The organism is uncultured Apibacter sp., from assembly GCF_946479295.1.
Taxonomy (GTDB): domain Bacteria; phylum Bacteroidota; class Bacteroidia; order Flavobacteriales; family Weeksellaceae; genus Apibacter.
Genome location: NZ_CAMLFD010000001.1, coordinates 18554 through 36445, shown reverse-complemented (window position 1 = coordinate 36445; position 17892 = coordinate 18554). Strand labels below are relative to the sequence as shown.

The window sequence follows — 17892 nt, the reverse complement described above, 5'->3', positions numbered from 1 at the left end:
GGCTATATTGTATCTACTGCCTGCCTATTTAGGCGAAACATCACCTAAAGATATATTTTCTCTTAAGGAGATCGATTTATTGAAAGAAATAAAATTTTTTGTTGCAGAAAATCAGAAATCAGCAAGAAAATTTGTAAAATTTCTTTGTCCGGAGATAACCCAAAGCGATTTAAGTTTTTCAATCTTAGATAAAAGAACTTCGGAAAAAGAGTTGGAATATCTTTCGAAACCATTAAAGGAAGGTAAAGATATAGGTTTGATTTCTGAAGCAGGTTTGCCTTGTATCGCTGATCCGGGTAATCTTCTTGTATCTTGGTGCCATAGGAATGATATACGAGTAATACCAATAACTGGTCCTTCTTCAATAATATTAGCTTTAATAGCTAGTGGTTTAAATGGCCAAAATTTTGCATTTAACGGCTATCTTCCCATAGATGCCGGAGAAAGAAAAAAGGCTATACTGAATTTAGAAAAAATAAGCAAGACAAATGGTTCTTCGCAAATTTTTATGGAAACACCTTATCGGAATCAATCTTTATTTGATCATCTGATTAAATATCTTAACCCTAATACCTTCTTATGTATTGCTACCAATGTTACCCTACCTAATGAATCTATTCGAACATTGTACTGCAAAGAATGGAGGACTAAAAAGCCTAAATTTCATAAAGAGCCCACGATTTTTATCATACAATCTTAAAATTTATGATACACTTTAGTATGTATATCTCCTTAGAAGAGAGGAGCCATTAAAAACGTACTATTTACACTATAAAATAATTTTATTGATAATATCCTTTATAGATCAATATTTAAATTACTTTTGCAATAAGAAAGTAAGAGATTTCTTTAAAAAGATTTTTTTTATTGATCTTTCAATACAAGATTACTTAATTGTAATCGCTTTCTCATTTTTTTGTGGTTTTAGTTTGAGGTCGCTTATGCGACCTTTTTCTTTATATTTTAGTAATTCACAACCTGTTTATATTGTTCAAGGGAATAGCCAATGAATTTTTTTGTAAGTAAGCCGATTATATCCTTTTTAAAAGTTTTTTTTCTAAATTTAGTTATGGGTATTATTCCATTTTCATCACTTAAAATAAAAAATTCTTCTGCTGACTGTGCACTAAATGGGGATAGAGGCATCTCTCTGTAAACATAATCTGTTTTTTCTCGTAAAAAAATGATGAAATTTTTTTTCAATACTGATAATATAGATCCCTCCGTAGAAGAAGGGGTCATAATCATATTATCTTGTATTAAAAATATATTGCCTAGAATAGATCTTGCAATTCTTTTTTCGTTATTGAGCAAAATAACGTCTTGTAAATCATTTTCATTTGCATATTGCTTAGCTATACTATCAATTGGCTGGTATAGTAACATTTCAGTCAATAAATTTGGATATGTAAGTATTTCTTTAAAAACGTCTATTTCATTTTCGCTATCAATAATAAAATTTTTATAGGGTAAAAATTTTATTACAAATGAAGGAGATTTACTTTGCGTGTTTCTATAAACTGTTATTTTTATTCTTCCTTGTGTAATATGCAATTCTTCAGAGAGTATTTTGATTTGGCTTTCGAATAATTTGGGAGTAAATGATAAAGGAATATCAATTCTCATTTTTCTCATAGAAGCCATTAATTGAAAATAAACGTATTCCCAATAAAGAATTTTATTTTGAAATAACCAGCAAAATCCATTTACAAAATCGCCGGAAAAATAATTGTTTTCAGTGTAATTTATATTTAATTGATTTTCTTCAATGCATGTTTGATTGAAAATTATTTTCATACTAAAAATATTAGTATTTTGATTTATTGATGATGGTTTTTAAAGGTCAATTAATATAAAGATAATTTAAGATCCTATAATCTTTTTTAAGGCTTCAATCAAATTTTCCCAATATAATTTGGAATGTTCAAGCTCATTCTCTTCAGCAAAATCTGTTATAACAAGGGCTACATCGCTAGTCACGTCATCCACATTAATAGCCAATTCCCAGTAATATTTGGTGCCTTCATCTTCTTCCCATCTAAATCTTACAAAAGACTCTTCTTTGTATCGGATTAAATTGGCTGATTCTTCTTGATCTCCCCATATGAAAGTAAATTTATCTCCCCTTTCTACCACATCGTCTGCCAGCCATTCACTCATTCCTGAAGAAGTTCCAATATATTCAAATAAAAGAGTAGTGGAACATTTCATAGGAAATTCTAGCTGATATTTTGTCTTATTCATATTTAAATATTCTTTTCAAGTTGCAATATATAAATTTGTTCTATATTTTGAAAATATATTAATCTATACAAAAATTTTCAATTTCGCAAATATGATATCAATATCCTTTAATTGTTTTATATAAAACAGTTAAATAAGTAATATTTATATGAGATAATTTAAAAATTATATTTTTATTAACATTTTTTAGTTTTTTTTAAAATTTTATATATACATTTGTTCACTAATAAAGTTGTATTAATTGAAATTTAGAATATGTAATTATAAGATATAATTTTACTCTGTTAACTAACAAAATATCATAAAAAATGATACAAAGGACTGACTGTGAATTAGTTCATTCTTATATAAATGGAAATGAAAGTGCTCTTAAAGCATTGTTGGATAGACATAAGTTGAAGATATTCAATTATATTAACAGGAAAGTTAATAATCCCGAATTAGCTGAAGACTTATTTCAAGATGTATTTATAAAAGTTATATTAACCCTTAAGGAGAAAAAATATAATGAAGAAGGAAAATTTCTGCCGTGGGTTTTAAGAATTTCACATAATTTGATTATCGATCATTTCAGAGTTACTAATAAAACGAAAATAATTAATGAATCGAGCGGTCAAAATGAGGATTATAATATTTTCGATTTTGTGAAGGTATCAGAACTTTCTATTGAAGATATAATGATTAATGAACAAATTAATCAAGATCTTAAAAAATTAATAGATGAACTTTCTGAGGATCAAAAAGAAGTTTTGGAATTACGCTTTTATAAGGGTTTGAGCTTTAAAGAAATAGCGGAAGAAACAAATGTGGGAATAAATACTGCTTTGGGTAGAATGAGATATGCAATTTTAAATTTAAGAAAACTGATAGAAAGTAAAAATTTAACATTCGTTTATAATAATAAAATTTAATCTAACATCGTTATCTCTACTATAATAATTAAAGTAAAGATAACTTCGATGTATAAGAAATCTATTAATTTTTCAAATGAGAGAAGAGGTCCTTCCGATTGCACTATAAATTTTATTTTAAATTTTTCCAAAAGCATAAAAACTCTCGAATTAAGAAAGCTCAAAGAGTCAATAATATATTGTAATTGAGTTATAAATTATATTTTCTATCCTTGTTTATTTTTTAATTAACCTTATTTTTCTGAAAAAACAATTTGAATACTACGGGAGTAGTAGTTACGGCTACCATTATTAAAACTATAGTCTCAATATGACGCTTTAAATCAAAATCAAATTCATTGAGAAATATATGATAAAGATAATGTCCGGCAAATATTAAAGAAAATGACCAAGCCGTCGAACCTAGAATATTATATAATAAATATTTACCTTTATTCATTTGGACAATTCCGGCTATTATAGGAGCAAATGTTCTAAGTATCGGTAAAAAACGAGCTAGAATAATAGCTCTTCCTCCGTGTTTTTCATAAAATTCTTTTGCTTGGAATAAATATCGTTTTTTAAACAATAATGTATCTTTTTTATTATAAAGATAGGCTCCACTTTTTTTCCCAAACCAATAACCTATTTCATTACCTATAATGCCTGTAATTGAAATTAGGCAAGACAATAATAAAACACATAAAAAGTCTGATTCAATATATGTAATTTCTCGAATTAATTCTTTGCTATATATTCCGGAAAGAAATAATAAGCTGTCTCCTGGAAGAAAAAAACCTGCAAATAAACCAGTTTCTGCAAAAACTATAAATAACACTAAATAAATACCCCCTAACTTTATATAAAACTCCGGATTAACTAATTGTCCCCAACTAAAATCATTCATATGAACATGATAAAATTAAATATTTACAGGTGCAAAGATATTAATATTTACTTAAGAAAAATATTGTTATGAGATTAGAGTTAAATGTTAAAGAATTTATAGATTCTATTATAATTAATTATCCAAAAAAATAATAAGTTATAAAAATTGCTGCTATTACACCCAATAAATCGGTAAGTAATCCTGCAGATAATGAATAACGTATTCTCTTAATACCAACACTTCCAAAGTAAAGAGCAATAATATAAAAAGTTGTATCGGCGCTTCCCTGAAATATACATGTAAGTCTACCTACAAAAGAATCTGCGCCATAGGCTTGCATAGTTTCAATCATAAGGGCGCGACTACCGCTGCCACTAAGCGGTTTCATTAATGCTGTTGGCAAAGCCGGAATAAATTCAGTTGAAATATGTAAAGAAGACAAGCAATAGGTAACAGAATTAATAATATAATCCATAATGCCACTGGTCCTTAATAAGCTTATAGCAGCTAACATGGCTATTAGATAAGGAATTATTTTTACGGATACTCCAAAACCTTCTTTAGCTCCTTCGATAAAACTATCGAAAACGTTTATTTTTTTTACAAAAGCTCCTGTTATAAATATAACGGGAATTAATAATAAAAGAACATTGCTTAAAACTCTTGATGGGGTGCCTTGTTCAAAATTGATATATTCCTGATTAGTTTTATTAATAAGTTCAGGTGTTATTTTTTTGTCTTTTATCTTTATTTCATTTTGAAATGTGGTCGGATATAATTTTATTAAATCATTGGTTGAAGTATTTTCTATATCGATAGATTTAGGGGTGATTTTTGAAACATATTCAACTGCAGCTTTAGTACGAGAAGCAGTAGAATATTTAATAAAATAAGAAAGACCGAATATAATCAATATTGCTAAAAGTAATCCTAATACTACATCACGACTTAATAAATTAAGTCGTTGCTTTATTCCGACAATTATAATACCAAATAGGGTAGTACAAAAGGTTCCAATAATACATGGAATAAAAATATCGGTTGGATCTTGAGCTCCGTTTAGATAGCGAAAAAGCATGATAGACGTAGGTATTAATGTTAATCCAGAGGTATGCAATACTAAAAACATAATTTGGGCATCTGTTGCCGTATCTTTTTTATTATTTAAAGTTTGCAAACTATTCATTGCTTTTAGTCCTAAAGGAGTTGCTGCATTATCTAAACCAAGCAAATTTGCACTAAAGTTCATCATCATATTTCCTATTGCCGGATGCCCTTTAGGTATTGAAGGAAATAATTTTGAAAAAAATGGAGATACTATTTTAGATAAAAATCTGATAGCCCCGGCTTTTTCTCCGATTTTCATTATTCCTAACCAAAAAGTCATCATACCGGCCAAAGGTAGGGCAATATCCATTACGGCAATTTTTGTGGTACTAAATAAACCATCGACCATGTACTTAAATACGACAGTATCTCCTAAAAATATAAGTTTAAATAATCCTACTAAAAAAGATATTACAATAAAGGCAATCCAAATATAATTAAGAGTCATTAGTTTAAATAAGTATTGAAGATTTGAAATTAGATGAGATGAATTAAAAAAAGAAAAGCTAATAAAAATTAGCTTTCTGTGATTGTATAAAATTTTAATTTATTTCTTTATTCATTAGCATATCCACACATTGTGAAATGGTATTTTTTAAATCTTTTCTATGTGAAATAATGTCTATAAATCCTTTTTCTAGAAGAAATTCAGATGACTGAAAGCCTGGAGGTAGATCTTTACCAATAGTTTCTTTAATTACTCTAGGTCCTGCAAATCCTATCAATGCACCGGGTTCTGCAATAATAATATCTCCGGTTGAGCCATATGAGGCCGTAATTCCTCCAAATGTTGGATCGGTTAAAACTGATATATAAGGTAAGCCTGCTTGGCTTAATTGTGCTAATTTTGCTTCAACTTTTGCCAATTGCATGAGGGATAGACCTGCCTCTTGCATTCTAGCTCCTCCAGATTGGCTTATAATCACATAAGGTAAATTATGTTTAATGCAATAATCAATGGCTCTTCTAATTTTTTCACCTACTGCAGAACCTACAGATCCTCCGATAAAACTAAAATCCATGCAAGAAATGTAAATTTCTTTACCATTTACTTTGCCTACAGCATTTCGTATGGCTTCAGTTAAATTAGTTTTGGATTGGGCTTCTTTTAATCGATCTTTATAAGGTTTAGAATCGGTGAAATTTAAAGAATCTTTACTATGGACTTTAGTATCAAGTTCTTTGAATTGACCATTATCAAATAAAATTTCATAATATTGGGTACTTCCGATTCTCACATGAAAATCATCTTCCGGACTTACATAATAATTAGCTCTTAATTGATCGGTCTCGATAATTTTTCCTGATGGAGTTTTATACCATAACCCCTTAGGAACATCCATCTTTTCGCTAATATCAGTACTGATGTTTTTCTTCTGTCTAGTAAACCATCTCATATATTCTGTTTTACATTTTGATTGTAAATATAGGAAAAAAATGAAGAAATGAAATTTTATGTTAAAAGATCCTTAATAAAATTAGTTTATATAGTTTATTATTATAGTATCTTTACATTTGGTGAATTTAACCTCAAGAGATTTGTAGTTAAGAATATAATCAGGGCAGGGGACTTCCTGAGCATGACTTTTTTTGAAATTTATTTTTCCTTTAACAAGAACAGTATCTTTTATATAATCGAGTGACAATTTTCTAAATTTTAATTGGCGAATACTTTGGTCCGAAAGCTTCAAAGGCTTAGTTTTGATTTCAGCGAGAACTCTATCATTGGGTAGATAAGACCAAGAAAATATCTTTTTTCCGAATATAAATAAAATAAATATTAAACTGATGAAAAATCCGGAAAGATATAGGCTTAACCTCTTAGTAAAAGTCATAATTAAATAATTAATAAATGAATGTCTTGATAGGGAAGGTCGTACCAGTTGGATATTTGCCTATTAGTTATTCTCCCTCTATACATATAAATACCTTGACAAATTCCACGATGCTTTCTAAACATAGCTTCAAAACCTCCTTGATCACATAAATTTAAAAAATAACTTAAAAAGAAATTGCTTAATGCTTTAGATGATGTTCGAGCGAATTTAGAAGTTATGTTGGGAACACAATAATGTAAAACTTCATGTTTAATAAATGCTTCATTTTTAGGATTTATCTCTGAAGTTTCAAATATACCTCCATTATCAATACTAACGTCAATAATTACAGAGCCCGGTTTCATTCTTTTAACAACGGATTCAGGGACAATAATGGGAGCTCTTAATTCTCCTTTTAAACATCCTATGACTACATCGCAACGAATAAGTGCTTTATTAAGCTCTTTAGGATCCAAGGTTGAGGTATATACTCTTCTTCCTAATAGTTCCTGGAATCTCCGTAAACGAGTAAGAGAATTATCAAAAACTTTTACGGTAGCTCCTAAGCCTAATGCCGATCTGGCTGCACTTTCTCCTACACTTCCTGCTCCTATAATTACAACATTAGTGGGCCGAACGCCAGTTATTCCTCCTAGCAAAAGTCCACTACCATTATGTGATGAAGATAGTAATTCTGCTGCTATAAGTATGCTTGATGTTCCTGCCATTTCACCTATAAGCCGAACAATTGATAATTCATTATGTTCATCCCTTATATATTCATATCCTAAAGCTGTTATCTTCTTCTTTGAAAGATTTTCGAAATATTCTTTAGATTGAGTATTAATTTGTACGGCAGATATTAGATAAGTATTAGGTTGTAAATGTTTTATTTGGTCTACAGTTAGTGGCTTAACTTTTAAAATTATTGGTTGAGATAATACTTCTTTAGGGTCGTATGATATTTTTGCTCCTGCCTCGGAATATAGCGTATCTGAATAATGTGCTCCTAATCCAGCTCCACTTTCCAATATTACATCAATTCCATTGGAAGTAAGAACTGATACGGCATCAGGGGTAAGCGCAATCCTACTTTCAATCAGATGATCTTCTTTAGGAATACCTATGCTAACTTTTCCTCCTTTTTTTATTACATCGATCCTTTCCTCTAGAGGAATAAGTTCTTCTTCGGAAAAAGGTGTATAAATACTCATTTTAATTAAATGTTATATACCTGGTTTGATCCACCAAATTTAATAAAATTTTATGATGCTCGGGTAATTCATTTTCACATATACTTGGCCATTCTATAAAACAATAATTATCAGAATCTATGTATTCGTTAAATCCAATATTAAATAATTCTTCAACATAATTGATACGGTATAAATCAAAATGAAAGATTTTTCCCGAGGTTGAAAGATATTCATTGACTAATGAAAAAGTTGGACTCGTTACAGAATCCGTACAATTTAACACCTTACAAAGGTATTTCACTAATGTAGTTTTTCCTGCACCTAAATTTCCATTAAGTGTAAAAATCTTATATTTTGACTTTGAAATTATCTCTTCAGCTGCCCTTTCTAAATCAAAAAATGTATTTATAATAAAGTTCATAATGAAAAAAATTATAATAAATATGTACAAAATTAAGTAAATAATTATTTCTATATTTGTTATTTAGAATTCTTCAAAAAAGAAGTATGAGAATTACTTATAAATCACTTTCTTTATTCATAGGGATAGGATATTTTATAATAGGAATTTTAGTTATTATTTATAAAAAATTTTTTATTGAATTGGAGCCTATATATTCTTGGATTTTAGGGGCTTTATTCATTATATATGGTTTATTTAGGGCTTATAGGTCTACAAGATATATAAAAAAGAATGAATAACAAAGTATTTATAAAATTTACTTTATTTTTAGCTTTTATAATAATGTTGATTTCTTGCCAAAAAGATATCCAAAAGAAACAAGCATATCGTAAAGGTACTTTAATTTTAGCTATTGATCCATCTTTAACTAATTTAGGTTCTTCATTAGCTGAGGTTTTTCAATCTACATATCCAGATTCGAAGATCATATTCAAGCAAGAAGTAGAAGATTTAGTAATTGCTGATCTTTTGAATGGAAAGATTTCAATGGCAATGACTACAAGAGATTTGACTTTAGATGAAGCAAAAATTTTATATAACAGGACGAATGTAAATTATATATCCTCGCAAATAGCTTGCGATGCAACTATTTTTATCGCATCAAAGCAAAGTTCAATAAGTGAATTGGATCTTAGTTCATTAAAATCCAATATCGAATCGAAAGAGAGTAAAGTTGTGTTTGATGGTGGTAATTCAAGCAATTTTAATAACTTAAAAAAAAAGTTAGGATTTAATCTTTCTAAAGATCAGAAAATAAATTCATTTACTAATGGTAAAGAAGTAATCGATTTTGTAAGTAAAAATACTTCACATATTGGGGTTATAGGATTTGATGAGCTTAGTGAAGAAAATAATAATGAAGTTAAAAAGTTTCTATCAAAAGTAAAAATTTTACCAATAAAGATTAAGGATACTAGAATATACCCGACAGTTCCCAATTTAAGAAAGGGTATATATCCGTTTACAAAAAGAATATTTCTATTAAATGCAGAAAACAGTTTTAAGGTTGGTAGTAGTTTTGCAAGATTCTGTGGATCTCAAAGGGGACAACTTATTGTCACTAGGGCTGGGCTACAACCTTACTATTTATATGAGAGAAGAGTAGAATTACATTGATTAATTATGCTTAAGAGATTAATAAAATAAATTTGCTAAATTTTTTATATTCTTAAAATGATACTAACTAAACATAAGTAAATTTAATAAAATTAAGTACAATAAAAAAATAAGATATAGAATGAATTACACGAAAAAAGAAATGGGTGCCACATTTGTAATTTCTGCTATGATGTTATCAGGATTTATGAATGCACAAAGTATTCAAGAAGGTATAAAGTATTTAGGAAGCGACCAATTCAACAAAGCAAAAAATACTTTTGAAAGTTTAGTAGCTCAATCTCCCTCTGCTGATAATTATTATTACTTAGGGTCTTATTATTTATCTATATCAAAGCCAAATATTGAGCTTGCTTCTAAAAATTTCAATAAGGGATTTGCCTTAGATTCTAAATCAAATTTAAATAGTATTGGGTTGGCAACCATAAAATTGTATCAAGGAAATAAAGCAGAAGCGAATACTGAGTTCGAAAATATAGCTAAAGGATCAAAATATAAAAATGCAGAAATTCTGTTTCAGATAGCAAAAGCTTATCAATTATTTAATAATAAGCCGGAAAGCTCTGATTATGATAAAAGTATAGAATATCTTCAAAGACTGTTAGATTTAGTGAAAAGCAAAGATAAGGCTGAATATTATATTCTTTTGGGTAATGCCTATTTAGAAAAAAAAGATCCGGGTAAAGCATTGTCAAATTATAACAAAGCTTTAGAAATTTCAGAGGATAAATCCCTACCATATTCATTAATAGGTAATATATGGGGAAGAACTAATGGACAAGTAAAATTAGCTACTGAAAATTTTGATAAGGCATTGGCTGCCAATCCCAATAACCCTTTAACATATAAATATTTATCGGAATTTAATTTTAGAACCGGTAATTATAATGATGCTTCAAATAATTTACAAAAGTACATTTCTTTGACTGAGAATAATGATTCTTACACCCAATTCGAATTAGCCAAGATTTCTTATTATGTTAAAGATTATAGCAAATCTCTATCAATTTTGAATGCTAATTGGAATGATATTTCGGATCCATTAAAGTATAAGTTAAAAGCTTTGGTATTAATTGAGAATTCAGAATTTTCTGAAGCATATAATAATATGAATCAATATCTTAAATCTACACCACAATCGAAAAGAGAAGGATCGGATTATGGTATTTTAGGAAAAATTCAATCTTCTCTATTATCTTCAGCAACTGGTCAAGAAAAAGAAAAATTAGAGAAAGAGGCTGTATTCAATTTGACTAAAGCTTTAGAAGGAGGAGACAGAACTTATGATTATCAAGCCATTCTGTTGACCTTACGTCCTGGTGCATCTACCCAAACTGCAATTACCAATTCCAAAATAGAAGCTTTAAAAAAATTGGTAGCTGCTAATGCTAATGATACTACATCGTGGTATAATTTAGCTTTAGAACAATATGAAGCTAAAGATTATTTAGGTTCTATTGAATCATGGGATAAGTTAATATCTTTAATTCCATCATGGGAAGTTGCATATGCCGGAAAAGGAATGGCTTTATATGCGTATGACTCTGATGATAAAAGCGGTCTTGCGGCACAATCATTTCAAAAATATATAGATATGGTTGAACCTAAAAAAGAATATTCAGATAATGAAAAAGCCTATTTGACTATAGCTTATACATTCTTTTCCTATAAAGAATATCAAGCAGGCAATAAAGAAAAAGCAGAAAATTATTTGAATAAAACTTTGTCAATAGATCCTCAAAATAAAGATGCTTTAAATCTTCAAAAATTATTACAATAGTTTATAAAAATTATAAATTTGATAAGCTATTTCATTATTAATGAAATAGCTTTTTATTTAAGTTATAAAATACGTAATGCTTAAAAAAAATAAATTAATTAATAATCGTTATAAATAAAAAATAAAATTCTAACTTCTATAGGAAATTAGAATTAAAAAATAGTTTGAATAAAAATATATTTTATTTATATTTTAGTTATTTTCTCAAAATTGTCTTTAGGTAAATTCCAAGAACAAGATGTAGCCTTTTCATTTAAAATGCCTATCATTTTATTTTCAATATCAAAAATTCTTACGCCATTTAAAGAGGTTTGTGAGGTATTATATATATGTAAGCTAACCGAAATTTCCGGAGAATTATTTACAACTGAATGTATGCCTCCCAAATCTTCTGGAAAAATTGCACCCTCTGAAGCTACGCCTTCTCCTTCATATTTTATAAAATTATTTTCTTCAACATAGCTTATTTCTGTAAGATTTCCTTTCAATACTTTTATTAAGCCATCATAGTTTAAATGATCATGAATAGCTGTTTTATTATTAATTCCCCATAGCATCAATATAGCACAGCAATTATCGGAATATATAGGTATTCTTACATAACTTTCTTCAGGAACATTAATTTCACTAATATTAAAAGCAGCGTCATAATCTTTAAAATCATATTTAAATAATTCTGATGCAACCTGTTTATAATCAGATTTGTTTAATTTTAAATTATCAATGCTTGTTAATAATTTCTCGCTTTTATTTTTAGATATTGTTTCCATAAATATTTTTTTGTTTTTTGATCAAAGATAAGAAATTAGAATGTATATTCATTTAATTCCTATAGATTTAGTAGATATTAAAAGTATTTTACCTTAAATTGTTGGGATATGATATTTTATAAGTTTTCATTATGCGAATTTGTTGATTTATAATAGAGTAAAGACTATCATGAATGATAGTCTTACGTTTTTTTATAATTAAAATTTTATTGAATTAGTTCAACAATCTTATTATCATTATTTACAATAACTTTAATTATTGAATGCTTGGAAAGAGATTTCATAGATTTGTCCCATTTTTTTCCGCTTAATCCAGATTGAGATTTTAATTCACTTAAATCCATTTGCGAATCATTATTCTGCAATAAATTAATAATAACCTTTTCTTCCTCGGTATGCTCAATAGATGACGATTTTTTTTCTGGCTTCATTTGTGGAAAGAATAATACTTCTTGTATAGAAGGATTATTAGTAAGGAACATTATTAATCGATCCATTCCTATTCCTAATCCAGCCGTAGGAGGCATTCCAAATTCTAGTGCGCGTAAAAAATCTTGGTCAATAAACATCGCTTCATCATCTCCCTTTTCTGAAAGTTTTAATTGTTCTTCAAAACGTTCTCGTTGGTCTAACGGATCATTTAATTCAGAGTAAGAATTTGCAATTTCCTTTCCACAAACCATTAGCTCAAAGCGTTCCGTTAAGTCAGGATTATCACGATGCTGTTTGGTTAAGGGCGACATTTCTTTAGGATAATCTATTATAAAGGTGGGTTGTATAAAATTACCTTCACATTTTTCACCAAAAATTTCATCAATAATTTTACCTTTTCCCATGGTTTCATCTACCTCAATACCCATATTTTTAGCTGCCTCTCTTAATTCGTCTTCAGATTTGCCGGTTATATCGAATCCGGTGTATTTTTTTATGGCATTTGTCATGGTAATTCTTGCATAAGGAGCTTTGAAATCTATTTCGTAATCTCCGAATTTAGTATTTGTTGTACCATTAACGGAAATAGCACAATATTCTAATAATTGTTCGGTAAACTCCATCATCCAATTATAATCCTTATAAGCAACATAAATTTCCATTGCAGTAAATTCAGGATTATGAGTTCTGTCCATCCCTTCATTTCTGAAATTTTTAGAAAATTCATAAACCCCGTCAAATCCAGCAACGATTAATCTTTTTAAGTATAATTCGTTTGCAATTCTTAAATATAAAGGAATATTTAGTGCATTATGATGCGTTATAAAAGGTCTTGCCGCAGCTCCTCCGGGTATAGATTGAAGAATTGGAGTTTCTACTTCAAAGTATCCCTTTTGGTTAAAAAAGGTTCTCATTGCATTAAAAAGACGAGTCCTTTTAATGAAGATTTCTTTAATATGTGGATTTACAACAAGATCTACATATCTCATCCTATATCTTAGTTCTGGGTCATTGAAAGCATCATGTACTTTTCCTTCTTCATCAATTTTAGGAAGAGGTAATGGGCGCAATACTTTCGAAAGTAGTGTAAAATCCTTAACCATTACGGTTTTTTCTCCCATTTTTGTCAAGAATAACTCTCCTTCAATTCCAATAAAATCTCCTAAATCAAGTAATTTTTTATAAAAATCGTTATATTTAAATTTATCATCGTCAGGGCAAATAATATCTCTATTAAAATAAAGCTGAATTCTCCCTGTAGTATCTTGTAATTCGGAAAAACCGGCTTTACCTTGAATACGATTAGACATTAACCTTCCGGCAATTACAACTTTCTCTCCTTCCTTAAATTTGTTTTTAATCTCTTGAGTAGTATGTGTTACCTTATATTCGGCTGCAGGATAAGGATTTATCCCGGCATCTTTAAGCTTTTGTAATTTTTCTCTTCGAATTAGTTCTTGTTCTGAAAGTTGCATAATAACAATTTTATCGTGCAAATTTAATAATAATCTGTAAGTACTTTAAAGTATTTATTGCAATAATTTTATAATTTATTATAATTAAAATATTCTTAATAAAAAAAGACAAACAATTTTATGTTTGTCTTTTTTTATTTAATGAAATGTATATTGAATTATCTTGTTAATTTTATTTCATTTATTAGAATATCTGAAATTGGATCTGATATTCCATTTGCTACATAACCATTGGCATCCTTGATAGTTATGTTTTTTAGGTAACTTGTTTTAGCAGTATTGAATAAACCAATTTTTCTAAAAGGAATGCACATTGGAAATTTAAAACTATTCGCAGTAATGTCTTTTGGGTAAATTTTTATTTTTTTATTTAATTCAAGTATCGCACCATTGTCTGCGTATACATCATAAGTCATTTCTAAATTTTCTGAAATTAATTTTCCAGATATAGGATACTTATAATTTAAAAATACATCATATCCATAGGATGTTAATCCGTTGCATGGTAGTATTGAAGCATTTCCAGGTATAAAATTTGAAAAATTTATAGTCCTTTCAAATTCTCCAATTTCCCATAGATCAATAGATTTTTTGAAAATATCTGTAGAATAAACCGGAATTCCTAAGCTTCCGAATGAAAATAATGCAGAGGAATGAAAATGTCCTTTTGAATATGATTTTGGAGATTGAGAAATATTAACGTCGCCAATATTATAAGTATTAACACCTAAAATGATTTTTCCATTTATATCTATGAGATTTGAATCAAATACTTTAATATTAGGTATAATTGAAATTTCCATATTAGTAGTAGCCTCTCCTATCAGGTCACTATCTATTTCATTAACGTGATTAACCGAATTATCATAAATAAAAGTATTTTTTTCATTAGGGTCACTACAATATTTAAAACCTATTTTAAGGGATCGGTTAAAGTTATAACTGAGGTATGATTTATTTTGAATATTAGCCTCTAACTCTGTAGGAAAGTTGATTTGGTTTATGCTAATTCTTACCGGTATATCCCCTAAAAAACTACCGGTAGGTATATTGATGCCAACTTCAATTTTTTTTATTTGATCTAAAATTACATTAGGCATTTGCTCAACAAAATCATGTTTTAATTTTTTATTTATAGCTTTTTCAAATTTTATATGAGGATTAATTGATAAGTTTGTTTGATAAATCATTTCAACTTTATTAGGAAATTTCTGTGTATTAGTAAAACCTAATTTAATTGATAAGGCTGAGGTATATAAAGTATTAGGATTGAAAGATATTCCATCAAATTTAAATTCTTTGTCAAAAATGATAGGTTTAAAAATATAATCTCTATCAAAAGAATTGGTAACTGCTTTTAAAGAATTATTATTTACAGTAGGTTCGGTAGAGGATAATGAAATTTTAAGAGATCCATTTTTAAAAATATCACCTATGCTCGCATCTGTTGTTTGTAAATTATAAGTAGAGTTACTTTGATCTACTGAAGTAATATTTTTAATATAGGTATTTTCATCAGTAATCAAATAGATAGTATTCCCGGATATAAGTTCTTTAGTTAAATCTTCGGATAAAACCTCTAATCTGAATATACCCTTTGACATTTCAGCTTGAGAACTAAGGATTTTACTATTTTTAGAATTTAATATGACTAAATTAGGATTTACCTCCACATTGTCAAATGTGTAATCAACTCCGTCTATTTTTCCTGACTTGTTTATTATATTTTTACTTAAAGAAGGAACTGATGATGAACGGTCATAAAGATCTTCATTATTATTACATGAATAAAGTGCTAAAATTGTACAAATTGTTAAAATAATTTTTTTCATTATAATTATTATTTAGAATTAGTAAAATATTTCAAATCAGGTATTTATATTTTAAATATAAATAAATAAAATATATTATAAAGATAAGTTTATTTTTTTATTTAAAGTATAAAAAAAATATTTATTTATGTAATTATTATTTTTATATATAAACAATTATTATAATGTAGTATATATTTTTTATTATTTAAGGCGATAATTTGTTTAAAATTTTGAATAATTATATGTGAGGATTGAATGATCTTATTGTATAATTTAAGAAAGTGCAAAATGCATATCTAAACAATATGTGAAAAATTAAAATTTTCAATTGTTTAAAAACAATAATATAATTTTATGTAAAAATGATACTTAGTGATAAAGCTAACTATAATTTTATCGGGAAGATGTTTCTTGTATGTTAAAAATATAATTAAGTAAAATAAGGGGTGTCTTAAAAAAAATAATAAAAATAATATTTATACCCATTAAATTATATATGTTTATTTTATTTATAAATAAAAAATTATAATTTTGCCCTATAAATATATAGGTATGCGTAACAAATTTTTAATTTTAATTTTAATTGTTGTAGGTGTTATAAGCCTCTTTTCAAATTATTGGTTTGCAGATGGAACAGCTAAAGCGGTAGCAGATGGCGTAAATTTCAATGCGGCAGATGTATCCTGGATGCTGGTAGCCTCAGTGTTAGTATTTTTGATGACACCGGGAGTTGGTTTTTTTTATGGGGGAATGGTTAATAATAAAAACATTATTAGTACTATTTTTCAAAGCTTTATAGCCATGGTTACCATAACTGTTTTATGGTTTATGTTTGGATTCGGATTAGCTTTTGGACCCGATATAGGAGGAGTAATAGGAGATCCTATACCTCATATGTTTATGCAAGGAATTGGCACAACATCTTCATGGGTAGGTGCACCTACAATTCCCATTCTTTTATTTGCCTTATTTCAATTAAAATTTGCTATAATAACACCTGCATTAATTTCCGGAGGAGTGGCTGAGCGAATAAATTTCTGGGGATATTTACTATTCATTGTAATGTTTTCAATTTTTATTTATTCACCTTTAGCACATGCTACTTGGCATCCAGAAGGAATTTTAGCAAAGGCTGGAATTTTGGATTTTGCCGGAGGTACGGTAGTACACATGAGTTCGGGGTGGGCAGCTCTAGCCGGGGCGATTTTTTTAAAAAAAAGAAGAGATACAACACTTACTGCAGCGCAAGTTCCTTATGTAATTTTAGGCGCAAGCTTACTTTGGATTGGATGGTTTGGATTTAATGCGGGATCTTCGTTTGCAGCCAATGAGTTAGGTGTATTAGCTTTTGCAAATACAACTGCTGCTTCTGCATTAAGTGCCTTAACTTGGGGATTTTTGGAAAAAATTAATGGTAAAAAATTATCCTCTGTAGGAGTATGTGTTGGAGCTGTAGTTGGTTTAGTAGCCATTACTCCCGGAGCCGGATTTGTATCCTTAGGTCATTCCTTTTTTATAGGCTTAATAGCTAGCGTGATAAGTTTTTACATGGTTAAATTTTTTCATAATAATGATGTAGATGATACGCTGGATGTATTTCCATGCCATGGAGTAGGAGGGATGGTTGGAATGCTTCTTACGGGAGTATTTGCAGATAAATCTATAAATAGTGATGTGCCTAGTAACGGATTGTTTTTTGGAGAAAGCGCCCTATTTATCCATCATTTTATTGCCATGATTGTGGTTTCCTTATTTGTATTTTTTGGAACTTTATTAATATTATTTTTAGTTAATAAAATCGTTCCTTTAAGAGTAGATCCTGAAAAAGAAGAATTAGGTTTAGATTTGTCACAACACGGTGAGAAAGTGATATAGAAATGACTGAATAAATTATTATTT

Annotated in this window: 16 protein-coding genes; 5 read left to right on the top strand and 11 right to left on the bottom strand. The window is 28.4% G+C overall.

Annotated elements, in window-relative coordinates; translation table 11 throughout:
* Positions 1 to 4 precede the first annotated feature (4 nt).
* Positions 5 to 700: an SAM-dependent methyltransferase gene (locus Q0T35_RS00185; protein WP_295840822.1), complete on the top strand. Its 696-nt coding sequence runs from the start codon at positions 5 to 7 to the stop codon at positions 698 to 700.
* Between the two features lie 263 nt (positions 701 to 963).
* Here the strand turns inward: Q0T35_RS00185 and Q0T35_RS00180 are convergent, their stop codons facing one another.
* Together Q0T35_RS00180 and Q0T35_RS00175 are read right to left on the bottom strand one after the other, a co-directional pair.
* Positions 964 to 1797, bottom strand: a complete 834-nt coding sequence (locus tag Q0T35_RS00180; RefSeq protein WP_293917688.1) for an aminotransferase class IV — start codon at positions 1795 to 1797, stop codon at positions 964 to 966.
* A 66-nt stretch (positions 1798 to 1863) separates the two neighbouring features.
* On the bottom strand, positions 1864 to 2244 hold the full coding sequence (locus tag Q0T35_RS00175) for an START-like domain-containing protein (protein WP_293917689.1): 381 nt from the start codon (positions 2242 to 2244) through the stop codon (positions 1864 to 1866).
* A gap of 308 nt (positions 2245 to 2552) precedes the next feature.
* Between Q0T35_RS00175 and Q0T35_RS00170 the strand changes: the two genes are divergently transcribed.
* Complete coding sequence (locus Q0T35_RS00170) at positions 2553 to 3155, top strand: sigma-70 family RNA polymerase sigma factor (RefSeq protein ID WP_293917690.1); 603 nt, start codon at positions 2553 to 2555, stop codon at positions 3153 to 3155.
* A gap of 223 nt (positions 3156 to 3378) precedes the next feature.
* On the opposite strand, the gene Q0T35_RS00165 is transcribed toward Q0T35_RS00170, so the two are convergent.
* The 6 genes from Q0T35_RS00165 to tsaE all read right to left on the bottom strand — a co-directional run bounded on the left by Q0T35_RS00165 (position 3379) and on the right by tsaE (position 8564).
* Positions 3379 to 4041, bottom strand: coding sequence for a VTT domain-containing protein (locus Q0T35_RS00165; protein WP_293917691.1), 663 nt, complete (start codon positions 4039 to 4041; stop codon positions 3379 to 3381).
* 118 nt (positions 4042 to 4159) lie between these two features.
* Positions 4160 to 5578 carry a nucleoside recognition domain-containing protein gene (locus Q0T35_RS00160; RefSeq protein WP_293917692.1) on the bottom strand — a complete coding sequence of 473 codons (1419 nt, stop codon included), beginning with the start codon at positions 5576 to 5578 and terminating at the stop codon, positions 4160 to 4162.
* A 94-nt stretch (positions 5579 to 5672) separates the two neighbouring features.
* Positions 5673 to 6527, bottom strand: a complete 855-nt coding sequence (gene accD / locus Q0T35_RS00155; RefSeq protein WP_293917693.1) for an acetyl-CoA carboxylase, carboxyltransferase subunit beta — start codon at positions 6525 to 6527, stop codon at positions 5673 to 5675.
* A gap of 81 nt (positions 6528 to 6608) precedes the next feature.
* Positions 6609 to 6965: a hypothetical protein gene (locus Q0T35_RS00150; protein WP_293917694.1), complete on the bottom strand. Its 357-nt coding sequence runs from the start codon at positions 6963 to 6965 to the stop codon at positions 6609 to 6611.
* Between the two features lie 2 nt (positions 6966 to 6967).
* Complete coding sequence (locus Q0T35_RS00145) at positions 6968 to 8161, bottom strand: alanine dehydrogenase (RefSeq protein WP_295840375.1); 1194 nt, start codon at positions 8159 to 8161, stop codon at positions 6968 to 6970.
* A gap of 1 nt (position 8162) precedes the next feature.
* The gene (gene tsaE, locus Q0T35_RS00140) at positions 8163 to 8564 is read right to left on the bottom strand and encodes a tRNA (adenosine(37)-N6)-threonylcarbamoyltransferase complex ATPase subunit type 1 TsaE (RefSeq protein ID WP_293917696.1); all 402 of its coding nucleotides are present in this window, start codon (positions 8562 to 8564) and stop codon (positions 8163 to 8165) included.
* A 273-nt stretch (positions 8565 to 8837) separates the two neighbouring features.
* Between tsaE and Q0T35_RS00135 the strand changes: the two genes are divergently transcribed.
* The gene (locus Q0T35_RS00135) at positions 8838 to 9722 is read left to right on the top strand and encodes a substrate-binding domain-containing protein (protein ID WP_295840370.1); all 885 of its coding nucleotides are present in this window, start codon (positions 8838 to 8840) and stop codon (positions 9720 to 9722) included.
* A 121-nt stretch (positions 9723 to 9843) separates the two neighbouring features.
* A complete protein-coding gene (locus Q0T35_RS00130; protein ID WP_295840367.1) occupies positions 9844 to 11502 on the top strand; it encodes a tetratricopeptide repeat protein in 1659 nt (552 codons plus the stop codon).
* 185 nt (positions 11503 to 11687) lie between these two features.
* On the opposite strand, the gene Q0T35_RS00125 is transcribed toward Q0T35_RS00130, so the two are convergent.
* The 3 genes from Q0T35_RS00125 to Q0T35_RS00115 all read right to left on the bottom strand — a co-directional run bounded on the left by Q0T35_RS00125 (position 11688) and on the right by Q0T35_RS00115 (position 16011).
* Positions 11688 to 12272 (bottom strand): cysteine dioxygenase family protein, encoded by a 585-nt coding sequence (locus Q0T35_RS00125; protein WP_295840365.1) that lies wholly within the window; start codon positions 12270 to 12272, stop codon positions 11688 to 11690.
* Positions 12273 to 12478: 206 nt separating this feature from the next.
* On the bottom strand, positions 12479 to 14179 hold the full coding sequence (gene lysS, locus Q0T35_RS00120) for a lysine--tRNA ligase (RefSeq protein ID WP_293919106.1): 1701 nt from the start codon (positions 14177 to 14179) through the stop codon (positions 12479 to 12481).
* 158 nt (positions 14180 to 14337) lie between these two features.
* Complete coding sequence (locus Q0T35_RS00115) at positions 14338 to 16011, bottom strand: hypothetical protein (RefSeq protein WP_293919105.1); 1674 nt, start codon at positions 16009 to 16011, stop codon at positions 14338 to 14340.
* Positions 16012 to 16545: 534 nt separating this feature from the next.
* On the opposite strand from Q0T35_RS00115, the gene Q0T35_RS00110 reads away from it, so the two are divergent.
* Complete coding sequence (locus Q0T35_RS00110) at positions 16546 to 17868, top strand: ammonium transporter (protein ID WP_295840363.1); 1323 nt, start codon at positions 16546 to 16548, stop codon at positions 17866 to 17868.
* The last annotated feature ends 24 nt before the right edge of the window (positions 17869 to 17892 follow it).